Origin of the sequence: Streptomyces sp. NPDC002018 (genome assembly GCF_042890865.1) — a bacterium.
Classification (GTDB): Bacteria; Actinomycetota; Actinomycetes; order Streptomycetales; family Streptomycetaceae; genus Streptomyces.
In genome coordinates this window covers 44,269-65,940 of record NZ_JBIASO010000010.1, presented here as the reverse complement: position 1 = coordinate 65,940, position 21,672 = coordinate 44,269, and the positions used below count along the sequence as shown (strand labels likewise).

Sequence of the window (21,672 nt, the reverse complement as noted above, 5' to 3'; positions counted from 1 at the left end):
GGATCTCCCGTCCTCTGTCCCGGTCAGCTGTTGATCAGCCGGTCGATCTCTCTGCGCAGCCCCGGCAGTTCGGCGTGTGGCGTTCCGGGGCACAGGGTCGCCGCCCAGTCACGGTGTCCGCTGATGGCCGGGACGGTCCGGCTGAGCCCGTTGATCGGATTGCGGTAGACCACGTCGGCCAGCGGGTCGATCGAGTGCCGAGCCGCGAGTTCGGCCAGCAGTTGGACCAGGCCGGCGCGAGCGGCGGCCGACGCGGGCGTCGCGGTGAGCGTGCCGAGCAGGGCTATCCCCACGTTGCCGGTGTTGTAGCCCGCGATGTGCGCACCCGTGACGAGCCGCCCTGCGCCGTCGTGTGCGACCGTGCCGTCGGTGCCGGACCAGCGCCCTTCGTACACCTGGCCGTTCTCGTCGATCAGGTACTGGTAGCCGATGTCCCCGTAGCCCTTGGCGACGGTGTCGTTGCGGTAGATCGAGCGGACCCGCGCGGCTGGGTCCGGGTCGCTGCTCCCGTCCGCGGTGTGGTGAACGGTCAGGGTCTGGAGGGAGGAGTACTCCGGCGGCCAGAGTTCGGCTCCATCGGTGGCGAACCGCAGTGACTCGTCCGCACCCCAGTCGGCGCGGGTCAGCAGCGGGTAGGCCACGGGTGCGGCTGGCCCGGCTGGTGCGGCTGGTGCGGCGGGGGGCGCGGCCGCCGCCGCGGCCGGGTGGGGCAAGGCGCCCAACGCGGCGGCGCCGAGCGCCCCCAGGAGAACGCTTCTGCGGGGCGGCGAAAGGGCCTGTCCCGCAGCGCGGGAAACGGGGAGTTCCGAACGTCCCATGGTGTGCCCGGTCCTGTTCTGTCGTTGTGAACTGAGGTCGTCCGTCGCTGTGACGAGGCAGGACGGGTGCCCGCACGCCCGACCCCTGTGCGGCCGTGCCGGCCCGGCTCTCCTCCGTCACGCGTCCGAGGAGCCCGAGCACCGCCGGACTGTCAGCAGGATGAAACCCAGCGGTGGGAGCGGATCCGGACGTTGAAGTCGCTGTCCCAGCCACCGTTCTGGGTAATGCAGCCCAGATATCCGGTGTAGTTGGCGCCCGAGTAGAAGGCGACGCCCCCGAACGAGGAGGATGTGCCAAGGTTGTAGGCCGACCGGGCGTTCTGGGTGTCAGCCCACGAACACGCAATGGAACCGCTCCACCAGTCCGGGTCGGCGTGAGACATGCGTCTCTCCCTCCTGATCGTCTGTCGAGGCCCGCAGCGGGCACTGCTGGGCAGCCGCTGCGGCGGGACGGCGAAGTTGCTGCCTCGGAAGGCCGAGCCGACGATCCCTCGGTGATACCGGTGTCCGCCCGTGTCGCTTTCCGGCCGGTTGGCCCCGGCTGGCATGAATCCATGTTCCCGGCCACGGGTATACCTGTCATGCTTATTCGAAACGCATGAAAAGTCGCAGATGAGCGAACTGGGGAAAGTGGATGCTCCGTTTCCACTTCACGGCCGAAGATCTAATGAGAACCCGGGTGGCGGCCGCATCGCATCCGTTATGGGAAATCGCATCCAGCCTGCACAGATTCCAGACCCGGCGGGGCAGATGGGCCTACGTGCATTGGTATCGCATCGCACGCGCCGAGCTTCAAGAGTCCGGGTTGCACAGTGCCGTGAAGACCTTTTTGCTGCCGCTCTTTCCCCGCGCGAGCTATTTTCCGGACTTCCTCACGCCCATGCAGGGCACCGAAGGGCTCGGCGCCGGCCTGGATGCCATCTTGTCAACTCCACGGCGACAGGTGGACCAGGAAATCGCCATGCTCGCCCGGGTCAACGGAATCCCGGCCTGGGCGCCTCGACTCGCCGAGGGCGAGATACGCAACCAGCTCGTCGAGGTGCTGGGCGCCTATCACCGGGCGGTCATCGCACCCCACGAGGAGGACATCCACAAGCGCCTTGAGGCCGAGCGGATCCGCCACGCCCGGTCTCTGCTCGACACCGGGGTCGAAGGCATGCTGAACAACTTGACGCCAACCATCCGCTGGCGCCATCCCGTCCTGGAAGTCGACTACTACGGAGATGAGCGCGATGTCCATCTCAACGGGCGCGGACTGCTCCTCATTCCTTCCTACTTCTGTTGGAACGACCCCATCTCGCTGGCCGATCCCGGCCTGCCTCCCGTCCTCATGTACCCCCTCCACCACGCCTCGGTGACACCGCACGACGCCAACGACAAGCGTTCCACACCGCCCCTCCACGCCCTTCTCGGCCGCACCCGTGCGACCATCCTGCGGTCCACCGCGACCGGGGCCACCACCACGGGAGCAGCGCGGTACGCCGGAGTCTCCGCGGGAACGGCCACGCACCACACCACCGCGCTGCGTGACGCCGGACTGATCACCAGCAACCGTCACGCCAACACCGTCCTCCACACCCTCACCCCCCTCGGGGCGGCCCTGCTCGAGGAAGCCGACCGAGCGGCGGGAAATCGCTGACTCATTCGCTGAGGCTGCCGGCAGTGGAAGGAGGTCTGCGTCCGAGCCGGTTCTGTCAGCGGCGGCACCTGGGTCTCGCGGGCGGAGCCGCCGATGACGACCCGGGCGCGGCCGTGGTGCTTGGTGGACTTCGGCGCCGAGTGGACCTCGGGGGCGAGCATCCGCCATGCGTTCACGCTGTAGCGGGCATACCGGGTGCGGGTGCGTGCGCCGGACCATGTGCGGCCGGTCGACGGCGTCGACTACGGGCCCAGACCAGCGTCTCAGGGGCCGCGTGTGCCCCTGGCTGACCGGCTACCGCAGACTCAACCACCGCTACGAACGCCGCCCCCGCAACTATCTCGCCGGGGAGCAGGGTTGCGTCCGGAGTCGTCGGTATCCGCATCGCGGGACGGCGGCTTCGCTGAGCACCCAGTGACTGCCGCGTAGGATTTCTTCTGTTTCCGCGCATGAACGCGAAGAGGAATAAATGGATTTCGACAGTACCGCTCCGGGGGATGCCGCCGTCGCCCGGATCCTGGACAGCAATGGCCGGCCGGTGGGGGCCGGGTTTCTCGCCGGACGGTATGACGTGCTCACCTGTGCGCACGTCGTGGCCAATGCCCTCGGCGTACCGCCCGATGCGGAGGAGATACCCAGCGGGCGATTACAGCTGGATTTTCCGTTGGCTCGCCCGGGTCGGGAAGTCGAGGCGCGGGTCGGGGCCTGGGCTCCGATGCGAGCCGACAGGTCGGGGGATGTCGCCGTCCTGCGTCTGCTTTCCGAGCCTCCCGCGAAGGCTCCGGTGGCACGCCTGGTGGACGACGTGGCGGGCCCCGACCGCCGAGTGCGTACCTTCGGCTTCCCGGCTGGTTACGACGATGGTGTGTGGAGCGTCGGGTGGCTCCGGGGCCGCCAAGGTGCTGACTGGTTCCAGTACGACACTGATCCCGCCGCCCAGCACCGCGTTCAACTGGGCTTCTCGGGCGCACCGGTCTGGGATACCGACGGCGGCGGCGTGATCGGCATGGTCGTGGCCGCCGATCGCGGGACCGGTATTCGGACTGCGTATCTCATTCCCACCGGGACACTGCGCGAAAGCTGGCCGGCGTTGGGGGAAGCATCCCTCGGCGCGAGCCCGTTCCGAGCCCTGGACCACTTCCACGAACGCGATGCCGTGCTCTTTCACGGCCGGAAGGATCCCGCGCACCGCATTGTCGACCGGCTCGGCTACGCACCGGCGACCTGCCTGGTCGGCCCGTCCGGCAGTGGCAAGAGCTCGCTGCTGTTCGCCGGCGTACTGCCGCTGTTGCGCGAGAACACCTACGGCGGACCGCACCCGCAGACGGTGGTCCTCCGCCCTGGGCGACCCGGCCCGAGCCCGCTCACCACCCTCGCCCACACGCTGCTGCCCCTTCTCGAACCCGACCTCACCGAGACCGCCCGGCTGGAAGAACGCCCGCGGCTGGAACGCCTTTTGCGTACAGGGGAGATGCCCGCCGTCGTCGACCGGCTCCTCACCCGGCAGGGCAAGGACAAGCTGCTGGTGGTGGCCGACCAGTTCGAGGAGGCGCTCGTCGGCGCCGCACAGGCCGACCTCGTCCCCTTCGCCGATGCCCTGAAGCACTGCCTGGAGCCCGGATCCCGGCTCCAGGTCCTGCTCGGTCTGCGCGCCGACTTCCTCACTGCCGCGCTCGACCACCAGGGACTGGCCCCGCTGCTGGCCGGCGATCGCCTGTTCACCCTGGGCGCGATGTCCGACACGGAGCTCCGCGCCGCGATCATCCGCCCCCTGGAGGGGACCGGAGTCTCTTACGAGCCGGGGCTCGTCGACCGGATCCTGGGGGACATCGGACACGATCCTGGGCGGCTGCCGCTCTTGCAGTTCACCCTCACCCGGCTGTGGGAGCGCCAGCAGCGCGGCGTCATCGGGCACACCGCCTACGAATCCCTGGGCCGGGTCGACGACTCGCTGGCCAACTACGCCGAACAGGTATGGACTGCCGGGCTCACCGGGGACGAGCAGCAGGAGGCCAGGGCGCTGCTGACTCAGCTCGTCCATCCCGCCGACGGCCGCGCCGCACCCGCGCGCCGCACCGTGCGCCGCTCCGAACTGCACCCCGCTCGGTGGCGGATCGCCCAGCGGCTGATGACCACCCGCCTGGTCGTGCCCGGCGAGGACCACCTGCCCGACGACGGACCACCCGAGGAAACCGTCGAGCTTGCACACGAGACGCTGCTGACTCAGTGGACACGGCTGCGGGAATTCGTCACGGCCGACCACGAGTTCCGTGCGTGGCAGGAGGATCTGCGCCGACGGGCCGCCCACTGGGAGCGCACCCGGCGTTCCCGGCGCCGCCTGCTGCGCGGCGCCGACCTGCGCGACGCCTACCGCTGGCAACGCCGCCGTCCCAGCGAACTCAGTTCCGCCGAAACCGAGTTCATCAACGCGAGCAGCCGCGCGGGACGCCGCCGCCTGGGACTCGCCGCCGCAGTCACGGCCTTCCTCGTCACGGGCACCGCCGTTTTGGTCATGACGGGCTGGGGCGCCGACCCCTCGCCACAACTGTCCGAGAACGCTTCACGTGAGCTGTGGCGGCAGGCGGCCACCGAGGCGGACGACATCAGCGGCAACCGGTACACAGCACTGTTGCTGGCCATGCGCGCGTACCGGACGCAGGACACCCCGCGCACCCGCGCCCTGCTCGGCCAGATGCACGAGCGCTACGCCTTCGCCGATCTGCTCGTCCCCAACTACCAGGAAGGCTGGAACAACCTGATCGACGGGTGGGAACCGTCCTCCTCCATAGCCCGCCAGGGGGAGGTGATCGCCTCCCAGAAGGGCGACGGCAAGGGGGCCGTCTGGCAGTACGACGGCTCGGGCTTCAGCCATCGGTCCACCGGCCGCAGTGGCAACGTCAACGGCGTCAGTTCCGACGGCTCGCTGGTGGCGTTCACTGCCGCGTCGGCCCGGTCGTCGCTCGCGGGGGAAGAACCGGACCCCGGCGTCTATCTCTACGACGTGAGGACCGGCAAGACCAGACCGATGGACGTGCCCGACGTGAGGTTCTTCCAACCGAGCTATCAGCGGCTGGCTGTCGACCCCGCGGGGAAGCGGCTAGTCGGGGAGAACGACGACGGCGATCTGTATGTGTGGAACGCGGTCGACGGCGATTTCCAGAAAGGAGTGCCGTTCCCGGCCGATGTGCTGCTGGGCCTGAGAGGTGACGGCGCGGTTACCTGGTCCAGCTCGTCCACACCTTCTCCGTCCTCGGAATCCGAGCGCGTGTGGAAGTACTCCATTGCGCTGTGGGACCTCGACGGGGTGTCCCTGAAGCCGCGGAAGACCCACACGTTCCAGTACACCGACGTCGACACGCGGAACGGACTGCGATTCGACGTGAGCCCGGACCTCAGCAGGTTGGCTGTTGTCGAGTACACGCGTCCGGACAGCTCGGACGGCTCGGACGGTACGGATATCGACGCGACCGTCTACGAGTTGTCGAGCGGGGACGTCGAATGGCACGACCAGTTTACAGCCGATCACTCTCCGGACCACATCACGATCGGCGACCAAGACCCCCCGACACTCCTCTACGAGCAGAGCGAGGGACTGGTCCAGCTCACCCCAGTGCGGGGAGCCAAGGCAGACACCATCTCCGTTGCCCCCATCTGGGACACCGTCGATCTCCTCGGCATGGAGGGCGACGCGTCCCTGGCCCTCCATGCCCGGGGTCTCATCGCATTGGTCGGTCCCCACAGCAACGACCCGACAGGACGTCTCCCCGAGGAGGCAGAGGACTTCACCACCTCACCGCCTCCCGCCCCCGATGCCGACAAGGAACCGGAAGAGCGTCGCCAAGCCAAGGAATGGATGGCGGACCTGTGCCACATCCTCGGCGACGAGCAACTGCCCCAGGCTACCGAGAAAGACCTGCCACCAGGCGCCTACGAGGGGCGGTTGTGTCCATGAATGACATCGACGACATCAAGGATGACGACCCGCGACAGCCTCACCCGGCGGATCGGGGAGGCAGGCGACCCGGCCGGGGCGGGGAACGCACCCGGCGCGGTGGACCCGCTGGTCGCGGTCCTGGAGCAGTGACGCAGGTCCTCGGGCCGGACCACCCCCCGGACCCTGACGGCCCGGAGCGACCTGCCCGGTGACCTGGCCCGGTGACGGATGCGGGTGGAGCGCATCAAAGCCTCCCGCCGATCGCTCCGGCGTCGGCCCGGCCCGGCCGTCTGGTTAACCTGGAGCCAAAGGGAAAGGGCACCTGATGGCGGTACGGCCGGTGAGCGGCGAGGCGCGGAACGGGCCGGAGCGTGGTCAGGGTTCCTCCCGGCGCGGGGAGATCGTGGTCGCCGTTCAGCGGCTGCTGGGGGAGTGGGGCAGTTCGGACCGGTTGACCATGCGTGCGGTCGCCAAGGAGGTCGGGATCTCCGCGCCCAGCATCTACCTTCATTTCACTGACAAGACCGAGTTGGTGTGGGCGGCTCTGGCGGACAGGTACGACGAGCTCGTCGCACGGATGGCCGCGGCCGAGAAGGCCGGTGACGCGGCGGATCCGCGCGGCAGACTGCGGGCGCAGACACACGCGTACTGCCTGTTCGGGCTGGGTAACCCCGGCCACTACCGGTTGATGTTCGAAGTGCGCCAGCCGACGGTGGAGCCGTCGCGGATCAGCGGTCATCCCGCACGCCATGTCTCCGCCAGCCTCCGAGCAGGGCTGAACGGGTGCCGGGAGGCCGGATACGCGCTGTCTCTGCCGGTGGAGCAGGCGGCGCAGACGCTCTGGGCCGGGATGCACGGCATGGTGGCGCTGCACCACAGCCTGTACCGGGACGAGTCGTCGGAGACGCTGGTCCTGCACATGGCGGACGGGCTGGTGGATGTGCTCGTCTCGGCCGTTCCCGGCGCCTCGCCTCTCTTCCCCGGTGCCGACGCGCAGACCGAGGCGTCCCGTCGTATCCGTGACTTGCGAACCGATCCGGAGCAGGGCGAACCGCAGCCGTAAAGACAGCGCCGGCGCCCCGTCCGCCATGCGCGGATGAGCAGATTCCGATCCGCTCACGCTCCCTTCGCCACTTCAACACCTGGCTCAAAGCAGCTGGTTGCCGCACTCCCCGCCCAGGGGTACAGTCGGCACTGAACTTAGTTAGGTGCCTAGAGCAACCACCTATGGTGTCTGACCCGCGTCGCCCCCGGAGGGGCTTGACGGAGGTGCATCCCCCATGCAGATTTCCATCGACTTCGACAAATGTTGCGGTGCCGGCCAGTGCGTGCTGGTCGCTCCGGACGTCTTCGACCAGCGGGACGAGGACGGCATCGTGGTCCTGCTCGACGGCAATCCGCCCGTCGGCCAGTCCGAGAGCGTGGCTCAGGCGGCGGCCGTCTGCCCGGCTGCCGCCATCCAGGTGCGGCGGTGACCAGCGCGCGCCCGTCCCGGATCGCCGTCGTCGGTGCCTCCGCGGCCGGCCTGAGCGTCGTGGAGGGCCTGCGCCGCCAGGGCTACAGCGGCCTGCTGACGCTCATCGGAGAGGAGACGCACCTGCCCTACGACCGGCCCCCGCTGTCGAAGCAGCTGCTGTCCGGAGCGTGGGACACCGACCGGCTCCAACTGCGCGGTGCCGACGGCATCGAAGCCCTCGGCCTTCAGCTCCGTCTGGGCTCGCCGGCCGTCGCGCTCGACACCCAGGAGCGGGAGATCGCCCTGGCAGACGGCAGTCTCGTCGGCTACGACGCCCTGGTGGTCGCCACCGGCACCCGGGCCCGCCGCCTGTCCGGCACCGACGGGATCCGTGGGGTGCACGTCCTGCGCACCCTGGAGGACGCTGTCGCCCTGCGCGAGGACTTGGCCGACAAGCCGCACCTTGTCGTGGTCGGCGGCGGTTTCGTCGGCGCCGAGGCCGCTGCCGTGGCGCGCGGTCTGGGCTGCGAGGTCACCCTCGTCACCGACACCGCCGAGCCCATGGGCGACGTGCTCGGCGACGAGCTGGGAGCCATGCTGCGGACGGTCCACGCCGAGCACGGAGTCCGGATCGAGACCGGCGTTCCGGTCGACCGGGTACGCACAGCAGGCGGGCGTGCCACCGGTGTCCTTCTCGCCGACGGCCGCGTCATCGAGGCGGAAGCCGTCCTGGTCGGCATCGGCGCGCAGCCCAACACGGAGTGGCTCACCGGCAGCGGTGTCCCTGTCGGCAACGGGGTGACGTGCGACGCCACGCTGTACGCCGGCGCCGGGGTCTGGGCGGCCGGTGACGTCGCCTCGTGGCCGCATCCGCTCACCGGTGAGCGGATGCGCGTCGAGCACCGTACGAACGCCGCCGAGCAGGGACTGGCCGTCGCCCGCAACGTACTGGCCGGCCCGCAGCAGGCACGCCCGTTCGAGTCCGTCCCCTACGTCTGGTCGGACCAGTACGACCTCAGGATCCAGATCTGGGGCCGTACCCGGGGTGCCGACGAGGTGCGGATCGTCGAGGGCGGCCCGGCGGAGCGCAAGCTGGTCGCACTGTATGGCAAGGACGGCCGGGTCTGCGCGGCGGTGGGCGTCAACATGATGCGGGCCCTGCGGGGCTACCGCTCTCCAGTGGCCGAAGCGGCCCCCTTCACCGCGAGGAGCGCGGCATGACCGACAAACACACTCTCCGGGCCGGCGTCGTCGGCCTGGGCATGATCGGCGGCGGGGTGGCCGTCAGCCTGGCCCGCAGCGGACGCGTCCCCGCGGTGTACGACATCCGGCCGGACGCCTCGGCGGACCTGGCCGGCGTCCCCGATCCGCTGGCCTCTCCCGCCCAGGTGGCCGAGGCCGGCGACGTCGTGATGGTCGCCGTGGTCAACGCCGACCAGGCACGCGAGGTGATCGGCGGCGAGAAGGGACTGCTGTCCGCCGCGCACCCGCGGCTGACCATCGTCCTGCTCGCCACCGTCGCCCTGCCGGTCGTCCACGAGCTGGCCGGCCTGTGTGCCGCGCGCGGCGTGGGGTTCCTCGACTGCGGGGTGACGCCGGGCGACAAGGCCGCCGAGAACGGCATGGTCGCCATCGTCGGAGGAGAGCGAGCCACCGTCGACGCGGCGCTGCCCGTCCTGGACGACTGGGCCAAGAAGGTCGTGCACTGCGGCCCGCCCGGGGCCGGCATGGCCACCAAGATCGCCCGCAATGTCATCACGTACGGGAGCTGGCGTACCGTCGCCGAGGCCACCGCGCTGGCCCGCGCCGCAGGCGTGGATCCGGCCCGGCTCTCCGAGGTCATCGACACCGCGGACCCCGAGGGCCGCACCCTGCTGCAATTGCTGCGCATGCACGGCCCCGACGGCACCCTGCCCGAGCCCGTGAGCCGGCAGATCGAGCCCCTGATGACCAAGGATCTCGACGCTGCCCGGGACCTGGCCACGACTCTCGCCGTCGACGTCCCCCTGGTGGATGTGGTCCGCACCCGGGCCCGCCAGACCCTGGAACTCGGCGACGAACCATCTCCGGACGAGCGCGATCTGCACCAGTACGGCCTGGAGATGATGGACCAGGTCTACGGCCCCGGCTTCAGCACCGCGGTCCAGGGCAGCAGTGACCCCTTCACCACCGGGACCGTCGACTACCTCTTCGCCCAGGTCTGGGGCCGCGGGGGTCTTTCCGTACGCGACCGCCGGCTGCTTACCCTCGGCGTCGCCGCCACCGTCGGCCGCCCGGAACTCATCCAGATCATCGCCAACGGCGGCCTGGTCAACGGCGAGCTGACCGCCGACGAGCTCCGTGAGGCCGTGCTGCACCTGGCCGTCTACACCGGCTGGTGCAAGGCCACCGCCACCCAGGCAGGAGTCACCGCCGCCATCGACGCGCACACCGCCGCCCATCCCCCCACCACGCAGGAGCGGAAATGACCGAGACCCTCGTCAACCAGCCCGTCACCCGCGATCCCCGCCACCCCCTCGACCCGCCGGCGGCGTACACCCGGCTGCGGGAGGACCAGCCGATCGTCAAGGTCCGCTTCCCCAACGGCTCGGCCGGCTGGCTCGTCACCCGCTTCGAGGAAGGCAGCCAGGTCTTCAGCGACCCGCGCCTGAGCGCGAGGCGTCCGCGCCACGACACCCCCGAGGGCGAGATCGACGAGGCCGACGAGGCCGCGCCGTTCGACGCGGGATTCGTGATGATGGACGAGCCCGAACACGGCGCATACCGCCGGCTGCTCACCGCCCGCTTCACCCCCAAGGCCGTACAGAACAAGCTCCAGCCCTACCTCGACCGGGTCGTTGACGAGCACCTGGACGCCATCGCCGCCGGCCCGGAGACCTTCGACTTCGTCCAGGCCATGGCGCTGCCCATTCCCTGCCTGGTGATCTGCGAGCTGCTCGGCGTCCCCTACGAGGACCGCGACGGCTTCCACGAGGCCACCGTGGACATGATGGACATGGGCAAGAGCCGGGAGGAACGCGACAAGGGCGCCCACTGGCTGATCAAGTACATCACCAACCTGGTCGCCGAGAAGCGCCGCACCCAGGCCACCGACGGCATCCTCGCCGAACTCATCAACAAGACCGACGGTGAGGACGCCGTGCTGAGCGAACGGCAGCTCATCGGACTCGGCGTCCTGCTGCTCTTCGCCGGACACGACACCACGGCCGCCATGATGGGCCTGTCCACCCTCACCCTGCTCACCCACCACGAGCAGCGCAAGGAGTTGTCGGAACACCCCGAGAAGATCGGCACCACGGTCGAGGAGCTGATGCGCTACCTGACCATCGTCCAGTTCGGCCTGGGCCGAGTGGCCAAGGAAGACCTGGAACTCGCCGGCGCCCAGATCAAGAAGGGCGACCTGGTCGTGGTCGCGATGAACGCCGCCAACCGCGACCCCCGCGTCTTCCAGGACCCTGACACCCTGGACATCGACCGCACGATGGTCCGCCACATGGGCTTCGGCTACGGCGTCCACGCCTGCCTCGGACAGAACGTCGCCCGCGCCGAGCTCAGGACCGTCCTGCCCAAGCTCTTCCAGCGCTTCCCCAACCTGCGGCTCGCCACCCCGCTGGAAGAGGTCCCCATGGACTTCACCGGCACCAACTACGGCGTCCGCAAGCTCATGGTCACCCGCTGACTCGGCACCGCACGAAGCCCAGGCAAAGGCCGGACCGCGTACAGGCGGGACGATCCTGGGAGGGCCAGTGTGTGAGCCAGGCCGCCTCCGAGTCGCGTGCGACCGGCCGGTGCCGGCGTACCGCATCGTTGACCTCGCTCAGATCGTGCGGCTCCTCCCCCTGACCCCGGACTGGGCTTGACGTGGTGGGTGGCGGTGTCGCTGGTCAGGTGATGCCGACGGCAGTCGGAAGGACGCCCCGCGGGCGAGTCGCCTGCGGGGCGTTCTGCGCGTGCGGGGATTGCCTGAGCTCAGGGGATCGGCGGAATATTGAGCTGCCTGAAATACCACACCTGGTTCGCGCGGTTCCATTCCGTGCCCGAGGTGATGCAGTTCCACTGCTGCAGGACCGACTGTTCACCAGGTTGGCCGGTGGAGGAGTTGACTTCGAGGCACCTTCCGGTCGAACGGTTCCTGATGATCGTGTAAGTGGTGGGGAAGCACATGCACGGTGCCTGCGGCGGAATGATCTGCTGTGTGTACCACTCGGACGGCGAGTACCCGGGGTTGCAGTACGGGTCCTGAACGATCGGTACACCGTTTGCGGTGCCGCCACCGAGGGCGGTCAGGCACTGACCGGAGTGACGTGCCTTGATACGGAAGGATCCGTTTCCGCTGTCGAGCAGCTCGAACTCCTGCGACCAACTGCCGACACCTCGCCGGGGCCGCCTGGACGACGGGGGCCACCGGGCTCCCCGACCGGCTGACAGCGAAGCAGGCGCCCGGTCCGACCCGCCCGCGGTCAGCTTCTCGCGGCCATACCCCGTACGGATCTTGCGGATCTCGAAAGCCATCGTCTCGTCCCCGAGGCCGGGTGTTGCGACGATCGCCGGCACTCAAGCCCACGAGGGCCAACAGAGGGCGCTGCACTTACGACACTGGGAGGGCCCGGTTCGCCATCGTCCCGATCTTCAACAGCCCTCAGCACCGTTATCCGCGTGTGGCGTCCCAGACCGCGCTGGTCCCGAAATAGGAGTCATACAGATCCTGGACCTCAAGGAGGCTCTCCGGCGACACCTTGCCGTAGCGGATGCGCTCCAGATGGCGGAAGTACTCGAAGCGCTCCACGCCGGGCGTGATGATGACGAGCATGTCCGCGATCTCGCCGGGCGCGGCGGCGAAGGCGTGTTGTGTGCCAGGCGGTACGACAACCACGTCCCCGCGCTCCGCGGTGACCACTTGATCGCCGGACAGTAGCTGGGCGGTGCCGTCGAGGACATAGAACATCTCGGCAGACTTGCCGTGGTGATGTGGGCGGGCACCGTTCGCGCCCCTACCGAGGGTGACGCGCATGGTGGAGAGCGCGCCACCCGAGGCGGGGCTATCGACGAGCAGTTGGTTGGTCACCGGGCTGCCCGTGCCTGTCACTTCGGCCTCAGCAGCGCGTACGACGACGGTTTCGTCGAAGTCGGGGATGAAGAGAGACATCGCTTGCTCCTGAAATGTTGATCGCGCCGAAACCTACGCCATGTTGCGCGTCAAAGGCCACAGCGTTGGCTTGTGGTTCATGTGACCTCCCTCGGCGCCCTGAGGCCGGCGCTGTGACGGTCCGTGGTGGCGTCCCGCGACGGGGCCCGCGACGGGGCCCGGGGAACGGCGACGACAGCGGCCTTCACCGTCTTCCGCGGTAGGCCACAGCCGCTGAGGCCGGGACGGGCGGGCGAGGCGGCCTTGACATGCGACGAATCCCCGGTCGCGTGAACCGGGGATTCGTCACTGTCCGGACCGCAACGCGGATTTACTCCTCGGCCGGCCCCAGATCCGGTGCGTCGCGCAGGTCCACGGCGCCGCGGCCGGTGGCGTGCAGTTCAAGGACGACCAGTTCGTTACGGCCCTTGCGCAGGGCGGGGCCGGGGACGTAGAGGCGGCGCTGCGGGCCGCGGGACCAGTAGCGGCCGAGGTGAAAGCCGTTGACCCAGGCGGCGCCCTTGGTCCAGCCGGTCAGATCGAGGAAGGTGTCGGCCGCCGCCTGGAGATGGAAGTGCCCCTGGTGGAAGGTGGGCCCAGGTCCTGCGGGGTCCGGTCCCGCGGCGAAGACGAGGCCGTCGAGCGAGTCGAGAGGCAGTGGCCGGCTGGTCCAGCCGGTGAGCTCGTTGCCGTCCAGGGTGACGGGACCCGTGATTCCCTTGGGATCACGCAGCGCCCTGCCGTAATTGACGCGCCCCTGGTTCTCGACCAGGACCTGAAGTGTGGCGTCCCTTCTGTCCACAGTGAACGCCAGGACATGCTGGTGGCTCTCACGCTCGAGGACCCCGACGGGCCTGCCGTCGACGAAGACCTGAGCGCGGTCGCCGTACGCGGTGATGGCGAGGAGTGCGTGGCCCGGTGTGGTCAGGGTGGTCTCGTACAGGACGAAGCCGAAGTCCTGGCCGAGCTGTTCCATCCTCAGCGGGCGCTCGTCCGCGACTGCCTCCCGCCCGAGCCGGGCAGCGTTACCGAGCAGCGGTGCGCGATTCGGCAGATGTATGTCGAGGAGGTTCAGCTTCTTCTCGGCCTGGAGGACCGGCTCGTCGGGCACCGGGGCGTGGCGGGCGATGACGTCGCGGAACGCCGTGTATTTGGGGGTGGGGTCACCGGCCTCGTCGAGTGGGGCATCGTAGTCGTACGAGGTGACCGTGGGCCGGTAGGTGTGTTTGTCATTGGCGCCGTTGGTGAATCCGAAGTTGGTGCCGCCATGGAACATGTACATGTTCACACTTGCGCCCGCGGACAACAGAGCGTCCAGGTCCGCTGCCACGTCCTCGATGTCCCGGGTCACGTGGATGCCGCCCCAGCGGTCGAACCAGCCGATCCAGAACTCCGTGCACATCAGGGGACCTTCGGGCTGGTGGCCGCGCAGGGTCGCCAGGTTCGCCTTGACATTGCTGCCGAAGTTGGCGCTTCTCAGGATGCCCGGGATGCCACCGTTCGCCAGGTCTCCCGGCTGATCACAGGTGAACAGCGGCACGTCGACTCCATGGTCGCGCAGCAGTTGCGCCGTGGCCTGGAGGTAGGCGGTGTCGTCACCGAAGGCGCCGTACTCGTTCTCGACCTGCACAGCGAGAACCGGACCTCCGCAGGTGCCCAGGTACGGGTTCACCCGGGGGAGCAGCCACGAGAAGAAGTCGGTGACAGCGTCCATGAAACGGGGGTCGAGGGTGCGTAGGGGAAGATCCGGGTCGGTCAGCAGCCATGAGGGCAGCCCACCGCCCTCCCATTCGGCGCAGATGTAGGGACCGGGACGCAGCAGTACATGCAGTCCCTCGTCCCGCGCGCACTCGAGGAACGCCGGCAGGTCCAGCCCACCGTCCATGCGGAACTCGCCGCGCGTAGGCTCGTGCAGGTTCCACGGGACGTACGTGTCGACGGTGTTGAGGCCCATCAGGCGGGCCTTGCGCAGCCGGTCGCGCCACTGTCCGGGATGGACGCGGAAGTAGTGCAGACCACCGGAGATGATCTGGAACGGAGCGTTGTCGAGACGGAATCCTTCCGAGTCGATGCGCAGTTCGGGCATGGGAAGGGCCTGTACGAGGCCACCGTCTACGGCCGATAGGCAGCTCCGGGGCGGGCCGCGGGCGTCACATCGCACCTGCCGCCCGCCCCTTCACCTACACCACCACGATGAGAGAAAGGCACGCTCATGGCAGTTGCCCCGTGCCACGGAACCGGCATCTCCCGACGTCAGGCCCTGATGGGCGCCGCGGCTCTGCCGCTCGGTGCGCTGCCGCTCGTCGCCTCCCCGGGCAGGGCGCGAGCCCAATCCCCAGCGGGCGGGGCCGCGACCGCCACGGCCTTCCGCCTCGCTGACGAGACGCGCGCCACCAACATCAAGGTGCACTGGCAGGCCGTGACCGGCGCGGACAGATACGAGGTGTACCGAGCATGCGCGGGCCACCCCGCCCCCGTCCGTGTGGCGACTGTTCCCGGCACGACGCTCGACGACTACGCGCTGCCCGCGGAGCGCACCTATACCTACCGGATCAGGGCACTGGACGTCTCCGGCGCCGACTTGTCCACCTCAAGCACCAACACCTGCCGCACCTTTACCCCGGACGGCGCCTTCGCCTCGTACGACAACACACGGAAGTCATCGCTGAGTCTGAAGGCCGGTCTCGAAGCGGACGGGATCTACTACCGCTACGACTTCCGCAGCGACGCCGACGGATTCTCGCAGGTCGTGGAGGAGACTTCCGCCGACGGCTACACGTTCACGGGCAACACCGTGGTGCTCAGCCGGGATGCGACGCCCGAACTCCAGGACTCCAAGCTGGAGTCGGTGAACGTCGTCAAGAACCCGGCCACCGGCCAGTTCGTCATGTGGGCACACTACGAGAACCGCAGCGACTACACACTCGCCGAGACAGCCGTCGCGGTCGCCCGACCGGGCGGAGCCTTCACCTTCCTCGGCCATTCCCGCCCCCTGGGCCACGAGTCGCGTGACCTCACCTTCTTCACCGACACCGACGGCACCGGCTACGTCATCTCCGCCGCACGCAACAACTCCGACCTCAATCTCTACCGCCTGACCCCGGACTGGCTGGCCGTCGCAGAGCTGAGCGCCGTCCTTTTCCCCGACCAGCACCGGGAAGCCCCGGCGCTCGTCCAGGCCGGCGGCACCTATTACCTGTTCAGCTCAGAGGCGGCCGGGTGGTATCCGAGCCAGGGCAAGTACGCCTCCGCGCCGAGCGTGGCCGGCCCATGGTCCGGGTTGCGGGAGATCGGCAACCCGGCGACGTTCGGTGCCCAGTCCGGCGGCATAGCCGAAGTCGGCGACCGGCACGCGATGATGGCGAACCGCTGGAGTGCCCAGTGGCGCTACCCGGAGCCGGCCAATCAGCAGCGCATGTTGCCGGTCACCTTCCATGACGGCTATGCGTCCTACGACCTCTTTGAGACAGTCGACTACGACGCCGAGGCCGGCACCCTCGTCCCGGTCCAGCGCGGCCGCGTCGTCTCGGCCGGATCGTCGGCTTCAAGACCCACCGCGTCACCGACACCGCCCTGTACCGGTATGTGCGCCTCACCGTGACGCGGATCGTGAATATCCACAACGGGAACACGGCGGACTGGGCACGCGGGATCAATGAACTGACCGTATTCGGGACGAGCTGACCACCGGGCACGGGCGCGCCCACGTCTCGACGACCCGGATACGACGGCCCAAGCCGTCGTATCCGCGCCCGACGAGACCGAACCCGACACCTTTGTGAAGGACGTGAATGGCCTGGACCTCTCCATCACGCCTTGATACAGCGGATTCCATCTCACCTGCCCAGGACGTGCCATGCCAAGACGACCAGCGCGCGCGTCCCTTCTGTCCCTCTTCTCGACCGCCGGCGTGTTCTCCAGAGCACTCACAGCACCCGCCCGCCGTGCCCAGACCGCGGCGCACCACGGGGGCGAATCCCACAAGCCCCACTACGCCGGGTACCTCTTCACCTACTTCACCGGTGAGGGCCCCCCGACGGCGAGCAGATAAGGATGGCCCTCAGTCAGGGCAACGACCCCCTGCACTGGGGCGAGCTCAACAGCGGCAATCCAGTGCTCTGCTCCACACTCGGCGAGAAAGGGCTGCGCGACCCGTTCGTCATTCGCTCTCCTGAGGGCGACAAGTTCCACCTCATCGCCACTGACCTGCGCATGTACGGAAAGAGCAGTGGCGGCTGGGACGATGTTCAGAGGCATGGCAGCCGATCCATCGTGATCTGGGATTCCACGGACCTCGTCCGCTGGACCGATCAGCGCCTGGTGGAGGTCGCCCCGGCGTCCGCCGGCAACGTCTGGGCCCCGGAGGCGTACTGGGACGACAGCCGCGGCGAATACGTCGTGTTCTGGGCCTCGAAGATGTACGCCCACGACGACCCCGACCACATCTTCGATACCTACAACAAGATGCTGTACGCCACGACGAAAGACTTCCGTACTTTCAGTGAGGCGAAGGTGTGGAACGATCCCGGCCACTCGGTGATCGACTCCACGGTCATCAAGGACAAGACCACTTACTACCGTTTCACCAAGGACGAGCGTGACCCGTCGCCCTCATCACCCTGTGCCACGTTCATCACCATGGAGAAATCCAATTCACTGACCGACCTGTCCTACGAGCTGGTGGCCGACCGCGTCGGCAAGGGCACGATTACCCAGGGCGAGGGACCAACGGTCTTCAAGTCCAATACATCCCAAAAATGGCACCTGTTCGTCGACGAGTACGGCGGCCGCGGATATATCCCCTTCGAGTCCACCGACCTGAACTCGGGCCGGTGGACTCCGTCGGCCGACTATCAGCTCCCGGCCGGTCCGCGACACGGATCTGTCACTCCGGTCACCCGGGCCGAGTACGACCGACTGCTGCGCACCTACGGTGGGCCGGGGGAGTAGCCGCGGCTTCTTGAGGGCTGCGCGTACGCGGGCATGGCTCCGAGGGGAGGAGGGGGGCGCGTGGATCATTCAGCGCAGCCGCGCCGATCTGCTGGCCGCGATGCACACGATCACGCCCATCCCATGCGTCGTGGAGCTCCCGCAGCAGGTGCGACGTGTGTAGGACTGCCCTGCGCGACGCGTTCGCGGCCGTCGCCGCACGCGAGGAGTCTTTGAATGAGGTCGCCGTCGGCTCTCGGGATTCAGGCGGCGGCCGGGGGCTGGATGAGCTCGATGAGGTTGCCCTCCGGGTCTTTGACGTAAGCGAAGCGGGCTCCGGGCTGGACGGCGTCGGCCGGCGGCCATACGGATCGCGCTCCGGCAGCGGTCAGCCCGGCGAACGCCGCGTCCAGGTCATCGACTTCCAGGGCCCAGTGGCCGTAGCCCTGCTCGCGGCAGGCGTCCAGCGGGTCGGTGAAGACGCGCGTACGTGTGGAGCCGGCGCGCTCGATGAGCTCGACGCGTGTTCCCGTGCGGGTCTGCAGCACTGCGGTGCGCACGGGCGGCTCGGGGACTTCGTACTGCTCGATGATCGTTTCGAAGCCGAGGACCTGCTGGTACCAGATCGTCTGGCGGTCGAGGTCCGCGACCGAGAGGCTGACGTGATGATGGCGCGGGGTGATTGTCGAGGTCATGGGTCGGGCTCCTGGTTCGGGAAGGGGCTTGCACCCTTCCAGGGCAGTCGGTGAAAACGTTGTAGTCAACGACTACATTGCCAGTGTAGGCGCTGTCAACATTGCTGGTAGAATGCTTGCCATGCCGACCGGCCGGAATCAGTACCACCATGGAAACCTTCGCGCGGCCATCCTCGCCGAGGCGCAGACGATGCTGTCGGAATCCGGGGCCGACGGCCTTTCGCTACGTGAGGTTGCCCGGCGTACGGGCGTCAGCCATGGCGCCCCGCGTCGGCATTTCCCGGACAGGCAGGCGCTGCTGTCCGCACTCGTGGAGCGGGGTTACGAACAGCTCGGGGCCCGGATCGAATCGGCCCTGGCCGACACAGGCGGCAACTTCACCGGCCGGCTCACGGCGTTCGCCTGCGCCTATGTCGACTTCGCCCGTCGCCACGATGAACTGATGACCCTGATGCTCTCGTCCAAGACGTGGCCCGACGCCGGACACCTGATAGCGGCGAACGACCGGGCCTTCGCCCCGGCGGTCGAACTCTTGCGGCAGGGCGCCGAGGACGGAGACATCGCGACGGCCGACGCCGACACCGTCAATATGGCCGTCCTCGCACTGCTGCACGGGCTCGCGTTCCTGGCCGGGCACGGTCTGGCGGGAACGAAACCCACGTCCGACCTGGTCGCAGGCGTGGTCAGGGCCTTGGTCGAGGGAATCCGCCCGCGCTGACCTCAAGCTCTGGCGGTCAGTTGGCCCGCAGGGCGCAACGATGTTGGTGCGAAAGCCGGCTGCCCCGTAAGGCGCCTGGTCATCAGGGTGATCGCGGCAGGTGATCAGAGTCTCGGAATGCTGGATGAGCCGTTCGTAAGTCCAGGGCATGGTTGAGATGGTGTTTGGCCCGGGTCACGAGCTTTCCCGCATAGACCGGGTCGGCCCGGACGATGGTGACCTCGGGGTGCATCAGGCGGAGGCGGAAGAGAACTTCCCTCGCTGCGGCGGAGTCGTGCAGGTCCACCGGGGTGACCATCACCAGCAGCGGCAGGCCGCGGGTATGACCACGAGATGTCGCTTGCGGCCGTTGGTCTTCTCGCCTGCGTCGTGACCACGGCTCTGCGCTCGGTGTCTACTCGCGAGCATGTCCACGTGACGGGAGTCTCACCGCCTCTCGGTGGATGAAGTGAGGCCGTAAGGGAGTTGGGTGTGAATGAATCCGGAACCTGCCCAGACACAACGACTACACGACGTCGCTCAAGAGGCAACACACCCTATCTGCTACGCCCTGCTCTGTGGCAAAATAGCCTGATGCTACAGCTCTTGGGTTTCATCATCGACTGCCCGGACCCGATGAAGCTGGCAGCCTTCTACTCCGAGGTGACAGGCCGCGCCATCATGGAGGACAGCCACGACAACTGGGCCGGTATCACCTTCGGCGAAGTCGACCTGGCCTTCCAGCGGGTGGAGGACTACCGCCCTCCCCGCTGGCCCGGCGACGAACACCCAAAGCAGTACCACCTCGACTTCGAAGTGGACGAAATCGAGCCCGAACAGCGCCGCGTCGTCAAGCTCGGCGCGACACTGCAGAAGGACTTCATCGACCCCGAGGGCTACGGCTGGCAGGTCTACACCGACCCGGTCGGGCATCCCTTCTGCCTGTGCCGCCACAAAGGGGTCACGTGGACCGACAAAGGGGTGGTGTGGCCCTAACTGATTGTTTCAGAATGACGTTCGGAGTCGTCGCAAGCAGATGATGCCGCAGGCCAGTTGGAGCAGGCCGAGGTGGAGGTCGGCGCGTATTTCGTGGCGGGTCCGCAGCCGTTTGAAACGGCAAGGGGTGTTCCGTTCCGGTCGGTGATCAGGTGGTGCTTGCTTCCCGGACGGGCGCGGTCGACCGGCGGCGGTCCGGTGTGAGCCCCCCTTTGAGGGCTCGGACGTGTGAGCCGTCGACCGCCGCGTCGTCCATCTCCAGCAGTCCCGCCTTGCGCAGGTCTGCCGGCAGGACCTCGTGCAGACGCGGCCAGACGCCGGCCTTGGTCCAGTCCCGCAGCCGCCGCCAGGCCGTCACGCCGCTGCGGCCGATCCGCTCCGTGGGCACATCGGCCCAGCTCACACCCTTGCGCAGTACGTAGATGATGCCGCGCAGGGCGGCCCGATCATCCACCGGCAACCGTCCCGGACACCGGCGGCGACGCGGCGGACGAGGAGGGAGCAGCAGGGCCACACGGTCCCACAGGTCATCAGGCACAAGATCATCCGGCAGCCGCAGAAGTTTGCCGTCGACTCAGCCCACAGCCAAGCCCTCCAAGCTCATTCTGAAATGATCAATAAGGCAAGGCCACCGCCCAGACACCAGACAGGGGACCGGCTCCATCCCAGGCTGACCCAGCGGGCCGCCTGGTTGGACCACGACGGCCCGCTGCCGATCATCGAGAATTCGGTCGGGGTGGGTGAGATCGACGTTCCAGAGACCGTCCGGGCGCTGTTGATACCTCCTCGCGCGAGGGCCAAGATCCTCACAGGTCAGGAGTCAGCCGAACCGGAGGGCAGTTCCTTGGCGATCTTGACTGCTCGCCGTAGGTCGTCGGTGTAGGCCGACGGTTGTTCCCAGGCGGCGAAGTGGCCGCCTGCCGGGTGCTCGACGTATGCGACGACGTTCAGGAAGATCTCGGCGTAGCTACGTGGCGTCGGGATGACCCGCTCGACGTCGGCATCGCTGATCTTCCGTGGGACACCCGGCCGCGGCTCGTCGCACAGCCCGTCGAGCCGACGCTCCAGAAACCGCCGACACCAGGTGCGAACCGTGTCCGTCGTGGTCGCCAGCCGCCGCGCGACCTCGGCGATCGCACGACCGTCCGCGCTCTCCAGCACGATCCGCGACCGCAACACCAACGACTGAGCACTCGAACGACGACGCACCCACGACTGCAACAACTCCCGCTCGGCATCGGACAGCACCACCGGCGGAATCTCCGGTCCAGGACGACTCACACCAGACCAACGATGAACCTTCGACTTGGGATACTCGGGCCGCATCAGCCAACGTTCGCCCTGTAGATGCGCCTTGGTTGATGTCCGCAGTAGGTCGGCCTA

Annotated in this window: 17 protein-coding genes and 3 pseudogenes; 11 read left to right on the top strand and 9 right to left on the bottom strand. The window is 68.2% G+C overall.

Annotation, left to right across the window (positions count from 1 at the left end):
- Positions 1-23 precede the first annotated feature (23 nt).
- The gene (locus ACFYYH_RS18395; protein WP_388551804.1) at positions 24-641 is read right to left on the bottom strand and encodes a peptidoglycan recognition family protein; all 618 of its coding nucleotides are present in this window, start codon (positions 639-641) and stop codon (positions 24-26) included.
- A 329-nt stretch (positions 642-970) separates the two neighbouring features.
- A complete protein-coding gene (locus tag ACFYYH_RS18390; protein ID WP_388551802.1) occupies positions 971-1,201 on the bottom strand; it encodes a hypothetical protein in 231 nt (76 codons plus the stop codon).
- Positions 1,202-1,452: 251 nt separating this feature from the next.
- Between ACFYYH_RS18390 and ACFYYH_RS18385 the strand changes: the two genes are divergently transcribed.
- The 7 genes from ACFYYH_RS18385 (at position 1,453) to ACFYYH_RS18355 (ending at position 11,526) form a co-directional block, all read left to right on the top strand.
- Entirely contained in the window at positions 1,453-2,457 is a 1,005-nt protein-coding gene (locus ACFYYH_RS18385; RefSeq protein ID WP_388551801.1) for a DUF5937 family protein, read from the top strand.
- 469 nt (positions 2,458-2,926) lie between these two features.
- Entirely contained in the window at positions 2,927-6,409 is a 3,483-nt protein-coding gene (locus tag ACFYYH_RS18380; RefSeq protein ID WP_388551799.1) for a trypsin-like peptidase domain-containing protein, read from the top strand.
- Between the two features lie 307 nt (positions 6,410-6,716).
- Complete coding sequence (locus tag ACFYYH_RS18375) at positions 6,717-7,454, top strand: TetR/AcrR family transcriptional regulator (RefSeq protein WP_388551797.1); 738 nt, start codon at positions 6,717-6,719, stop codon at positions 7,452-7,454.
- A 217-nt stretch (positions 7,455-7,671) separates the two neighbouring features.
- On the top strand, positions 7,672-7,866 hold the full coding sequence (locus ACFYYH_RS18370; RefSeq protein WP_388551795.1) for a ferredoxin: 195 nt from the start codon (positions 7,672-7,674) through the stop codon (positions 7,864-7,866).
- Entirely contained in the window at positions 7,833-9,068 is a 1,236-nt protein-coding gene (locus ACFYYH_RS18365) for an NAD(P)/FAD-dependent oxidoreductase (RefSeq protein WP_388552212.1), read from the top strand. Before ACFYYH_RS18370 ends, ACFYYH_RS18365 begins: the two co-directional genes overlap by 34 nt.
- Complete coding sequence (locus tag ACFYYH_RS18360) at positions 9,065-10,315, top strand: NAD(P)-binding domain-containing protein (RefSeq protein ID WP_388551793.1); 1,251 nt, start codon at positions 9,065-9,067, stop codon at positions 10,313-10,315. The genes ACFYYH_RS18365 and ACFYYH_RS18360 overlap by 4 nt, the downstream gene beginning before the upstream one ends.
- Positions 10,312-11,526: a cytochrome P450 gene (locus tag ACFYYH_RS18355; protein ID WP_388551791.1), complete on the top strand. Its 1,215-nt coding sequence runs from the start codon at positions 10,312-10,314 to the stop codon at positions 11,524-11,526. Before ACFYYH_RS18360 ends, ACFYYH_RS18355 begins: the two co-directional genes overlap by 4 nt.
- A gap of 290 nt (positions 11,527-11,816) precedes the next feature.
- On the opposite strand, the gene ACFYYH_RS18350 is transcribed toward ACFYYH_RS18355, so the two are convergent.
- From ACFYYH_RS18350 to ACFYYH_RS18340, 3 genes are all read right to left on the bottom strand, one after another.
- Positions 11,817-12,359 (bottom strand): RICIN domain-containing protein, encoded by a 543-nt coding sequence (locus ACFYYH_RS18350; RefSeq protein WP_388551789.1) that lies wholly within the window; start codon positions 12,357-12,359, stop codon positions 11,817-11,819.
- Positions 12,360-12,495: 136 nt separating this feature from the next.
- A complete protein-coding gene (locus tag ACFYYH_RS18345) occupies positions 12,496-12,993 on the bottom strand; it encodes a cupin domain-containing protein (RefSeq protein ID WP_388551787.1) in 498 nt (165 codons plus the stop codon).
- A gap of 310 nt (positions 12,994-13,303) precedes the next feature.
- On the bottom strand, positions 13,304-15,058 hold the full coding sequence (locus ACFYYH_RS18340) for a beta-galactosidase family protein (RefSeq protein ID WP_388551785.1): 1,755 nt from the start codon (positions 15,056-15,058) through the stop codon (positions 13,304-13,306).
- A 126-nt stretch (positions 15,059-15,184) separates the two neighbouring features.
- On the opposite strand from ACFYYH_RS18340, the gene ACFYYH_RS18335 reads away from it, so the two are divergent.
- Together ACFYYH_RS18335 and ACFYYH_RS18330 are read left to right on the top strand one after the other, a co-directional pair.
- Complete coding sequence (locus tag ACFYYH_RS18335; RefSeq protein WP_388551784.1) at positions 15,185-16,573, top strand: family 43 glycosylhydrolase; 1,389 nt, start codon at positions 15,185-15,187, stop codon at positions 16,571-16,573.
- A gap of 255 nt (positions 16,574-16,828) precedes the next feature.
- Positions 16,829-17,904, top strand: a pseudogene (locus tag ACFYYH_RS18330) (glycoside hydrolase family 43 protein); the annotation flags it as partial.
- A gap of 260 nt (positions 17,905-18,164) precedes the next feature.
- Here the strand turns inward: ACFYYH_RS18330 and ACFYYH_RS18325 are convergent.
- Entirely contained in the window at positions 18,165-18,596 is a 432-nt protein-coding gene (locus ACFYYH_RS18325) for a VOC family protein (RefSeq protein ID WP_388551782.1), read from the bottom strand.
- Positions 18,597-18,717: 121 nt separating this feature from the next.
- Between ACFYYH_RS18325 and ACFYYH_RS18320 the strand changes: the two genes are divergently transcribed.
- Positions 18,718-19,314, top strand: coding sequence for a TetR/AcrR family transcriptional regulator (locus ACFYYH_RS18320; RefSeq protein WP_388551780.1), 597 nt, complete (start codon positions 18,718-18,720; stop codon positions 19,312-19,314).
- Between the two features lie 2 nt (positions 19,315-19,316).
- Here ACFYYH_RS18320 and ACFYYH_RS18315 read toward each other — a convergent pair.
- A pseudogene (locus tag ACFYYH_RS18315) lies at positions 19,317-19,716 on the bottom strand (transposase); the annotation flags it as partial.
- Positions 19,717-19,887: 171 nt separating this feature from the next.
- On the opposite strand from ACFYYH_RS18315, the gene ACFYYH_RS18310 reads away from it, so the two are divergent.
- Complete coding sequence (locus ACFYYH_RS18310; protein ID WP_388551778.1) at positions 19,888-20,289, top strand: VOC family protein; 402 nt, start codon at positions 19,888-19,890, stop codon at positions 20,287-20,289.
- 9 nt (positions 20,290-20,298) lie between these two features.
- Here the strand turns inward: ACFYYH_RS18310 and ACFYYH_RS18305 are convergent.
- Positions 20,299-20,842 (bottom strand): annotated as a pseudogene (locus tag ACFYYH_RS18305) (transposase).
- A 260-nt stretch (positions 20,843-21,102) separates the two neighbouring features.
- Positions 21,103-21,540 carry a transposase gene (locus tag ACFYYH_RS18300; RefSeq protein ID WP_388551776.1) on the bottom strand — a complete coding sequence of 146 codons (438 nt, stop codon included), beginning with the start codon at positions 21,538-21,540 and terminating at the stop codon, positions 21,103-21,105.
- Between the last annotated feature and the right edge of the window lie 132 nt (positions 21,541-21,672).

What these genes read in the sequence shown, in the direction of transcription:
- ACFYYH_RS18390 (WP_388551802.1), bottom strand. Translation starts at nt 1,201, where the DNA reads ATGTCTCACGCCGACCCGGACTGGTGGAGCGGTTCCATTGCGTGTTCG.
- ACFYYH_RS18385 (WP_388551801.1), top strand. Translation starts at nt 1,453, where the DNA reads ATGCTCCGTTTCCACTTCACGGCCGAAGATCTAATGAGAACCCGGGTG.
- ACFYYH_RS18380 (WP_388551799.1), top strand. Translation starts at nt 2,927, where the DNA reads ATGGATTTCGACAGTACCGCTCCGGGGGATGCCGCCGTCGCCCGGATC.
- ACFYYH_RS18375 (WP_388551797.1), top strand. Translation starts at nt 6,717, where the DNA reads ATGGCGGTACGGCCGGTGAGCGGCGAGGCGCGGAACGGGCCGGAGCGT.
- ACFYYH_RS18370 (WP_388551795.1), top strand. Translation starts at nt 7,672, where the DNA reads ATGCAGATTTCCATCGACTTCGACAAATGTTGCGGTGCCGGCCAGTGC.
- ACFYYH_RS18360 (WP_388551793.1), top strand. Translation starts at nt 9,065, where the DNA reads ATGACCGACAAACACACTCTCCGGGCCGGCGTCGTCGGCCTGGGCATG.
- ACFYYH_RS18355 (WP_388551791.1), top strand. Translation starts at nt 10,312, where the DNA reads ATGACCGAGACCCTCGTCAACCAGCCCGTCACCCGCGATCCCCGCCAC.
- ACFYYH_RS18350 (WP_388551789.1), bottom strand. Translation starts at nt 12,359, where the DNA reads ATGGCTTTCGAGATCCGCAAGATCCGTACGGGGTATGGCCGCGAGAAG.
- ACFYYH_RS18345 (WP_388551787.1), bottom strand. Translation starts at nt 12,993, where the DNA reads ATGTCTCTCTTCATCCCCGACTTCGACGAAACCGTCGTCGTACGCGCT.
- ACFYYH_RS18340 (WP_388551785.1), bottom strand. Translation starts at nt 15,058, where the DNA reads ATGCCCGAACTGCGCATCGACTCGGAAGGATTCCGTCTCGACAACGCT.
- ACFYYH_RS18335 (WP_388551784.1), top strand. Translation starts at nt 15,185, where the DNA reads ATGGCAGTTGCCCCGTGCCACGGAACCGGCATCTCCCGACGTCAGGCC.
- ACFYYH_RS18325 (WP_388551782.1), bottom strand. Translation starts at nt 18,596, where the DNA reads ATGACCTCGACAATCACCCCGCGCCATCATCACGTCAGCCTCTCGGTC.
- ACFYYH_RS18320 (WP_388551780.1), top strand. Translation starts at nt 18,718, where the DNA reads ATGCCGACCGGCCGGAATCAGTACCACCATGGAAACCTTCGCGCGGCC.
- ACFYYH_RS18310 (WP_388551778.1), top strand. Translation starts at nt 19,888, where the DNA reads ATGCTACAGCTCTTGGGTTTCATCATCGACTGCCCGGACCCGATGAAG.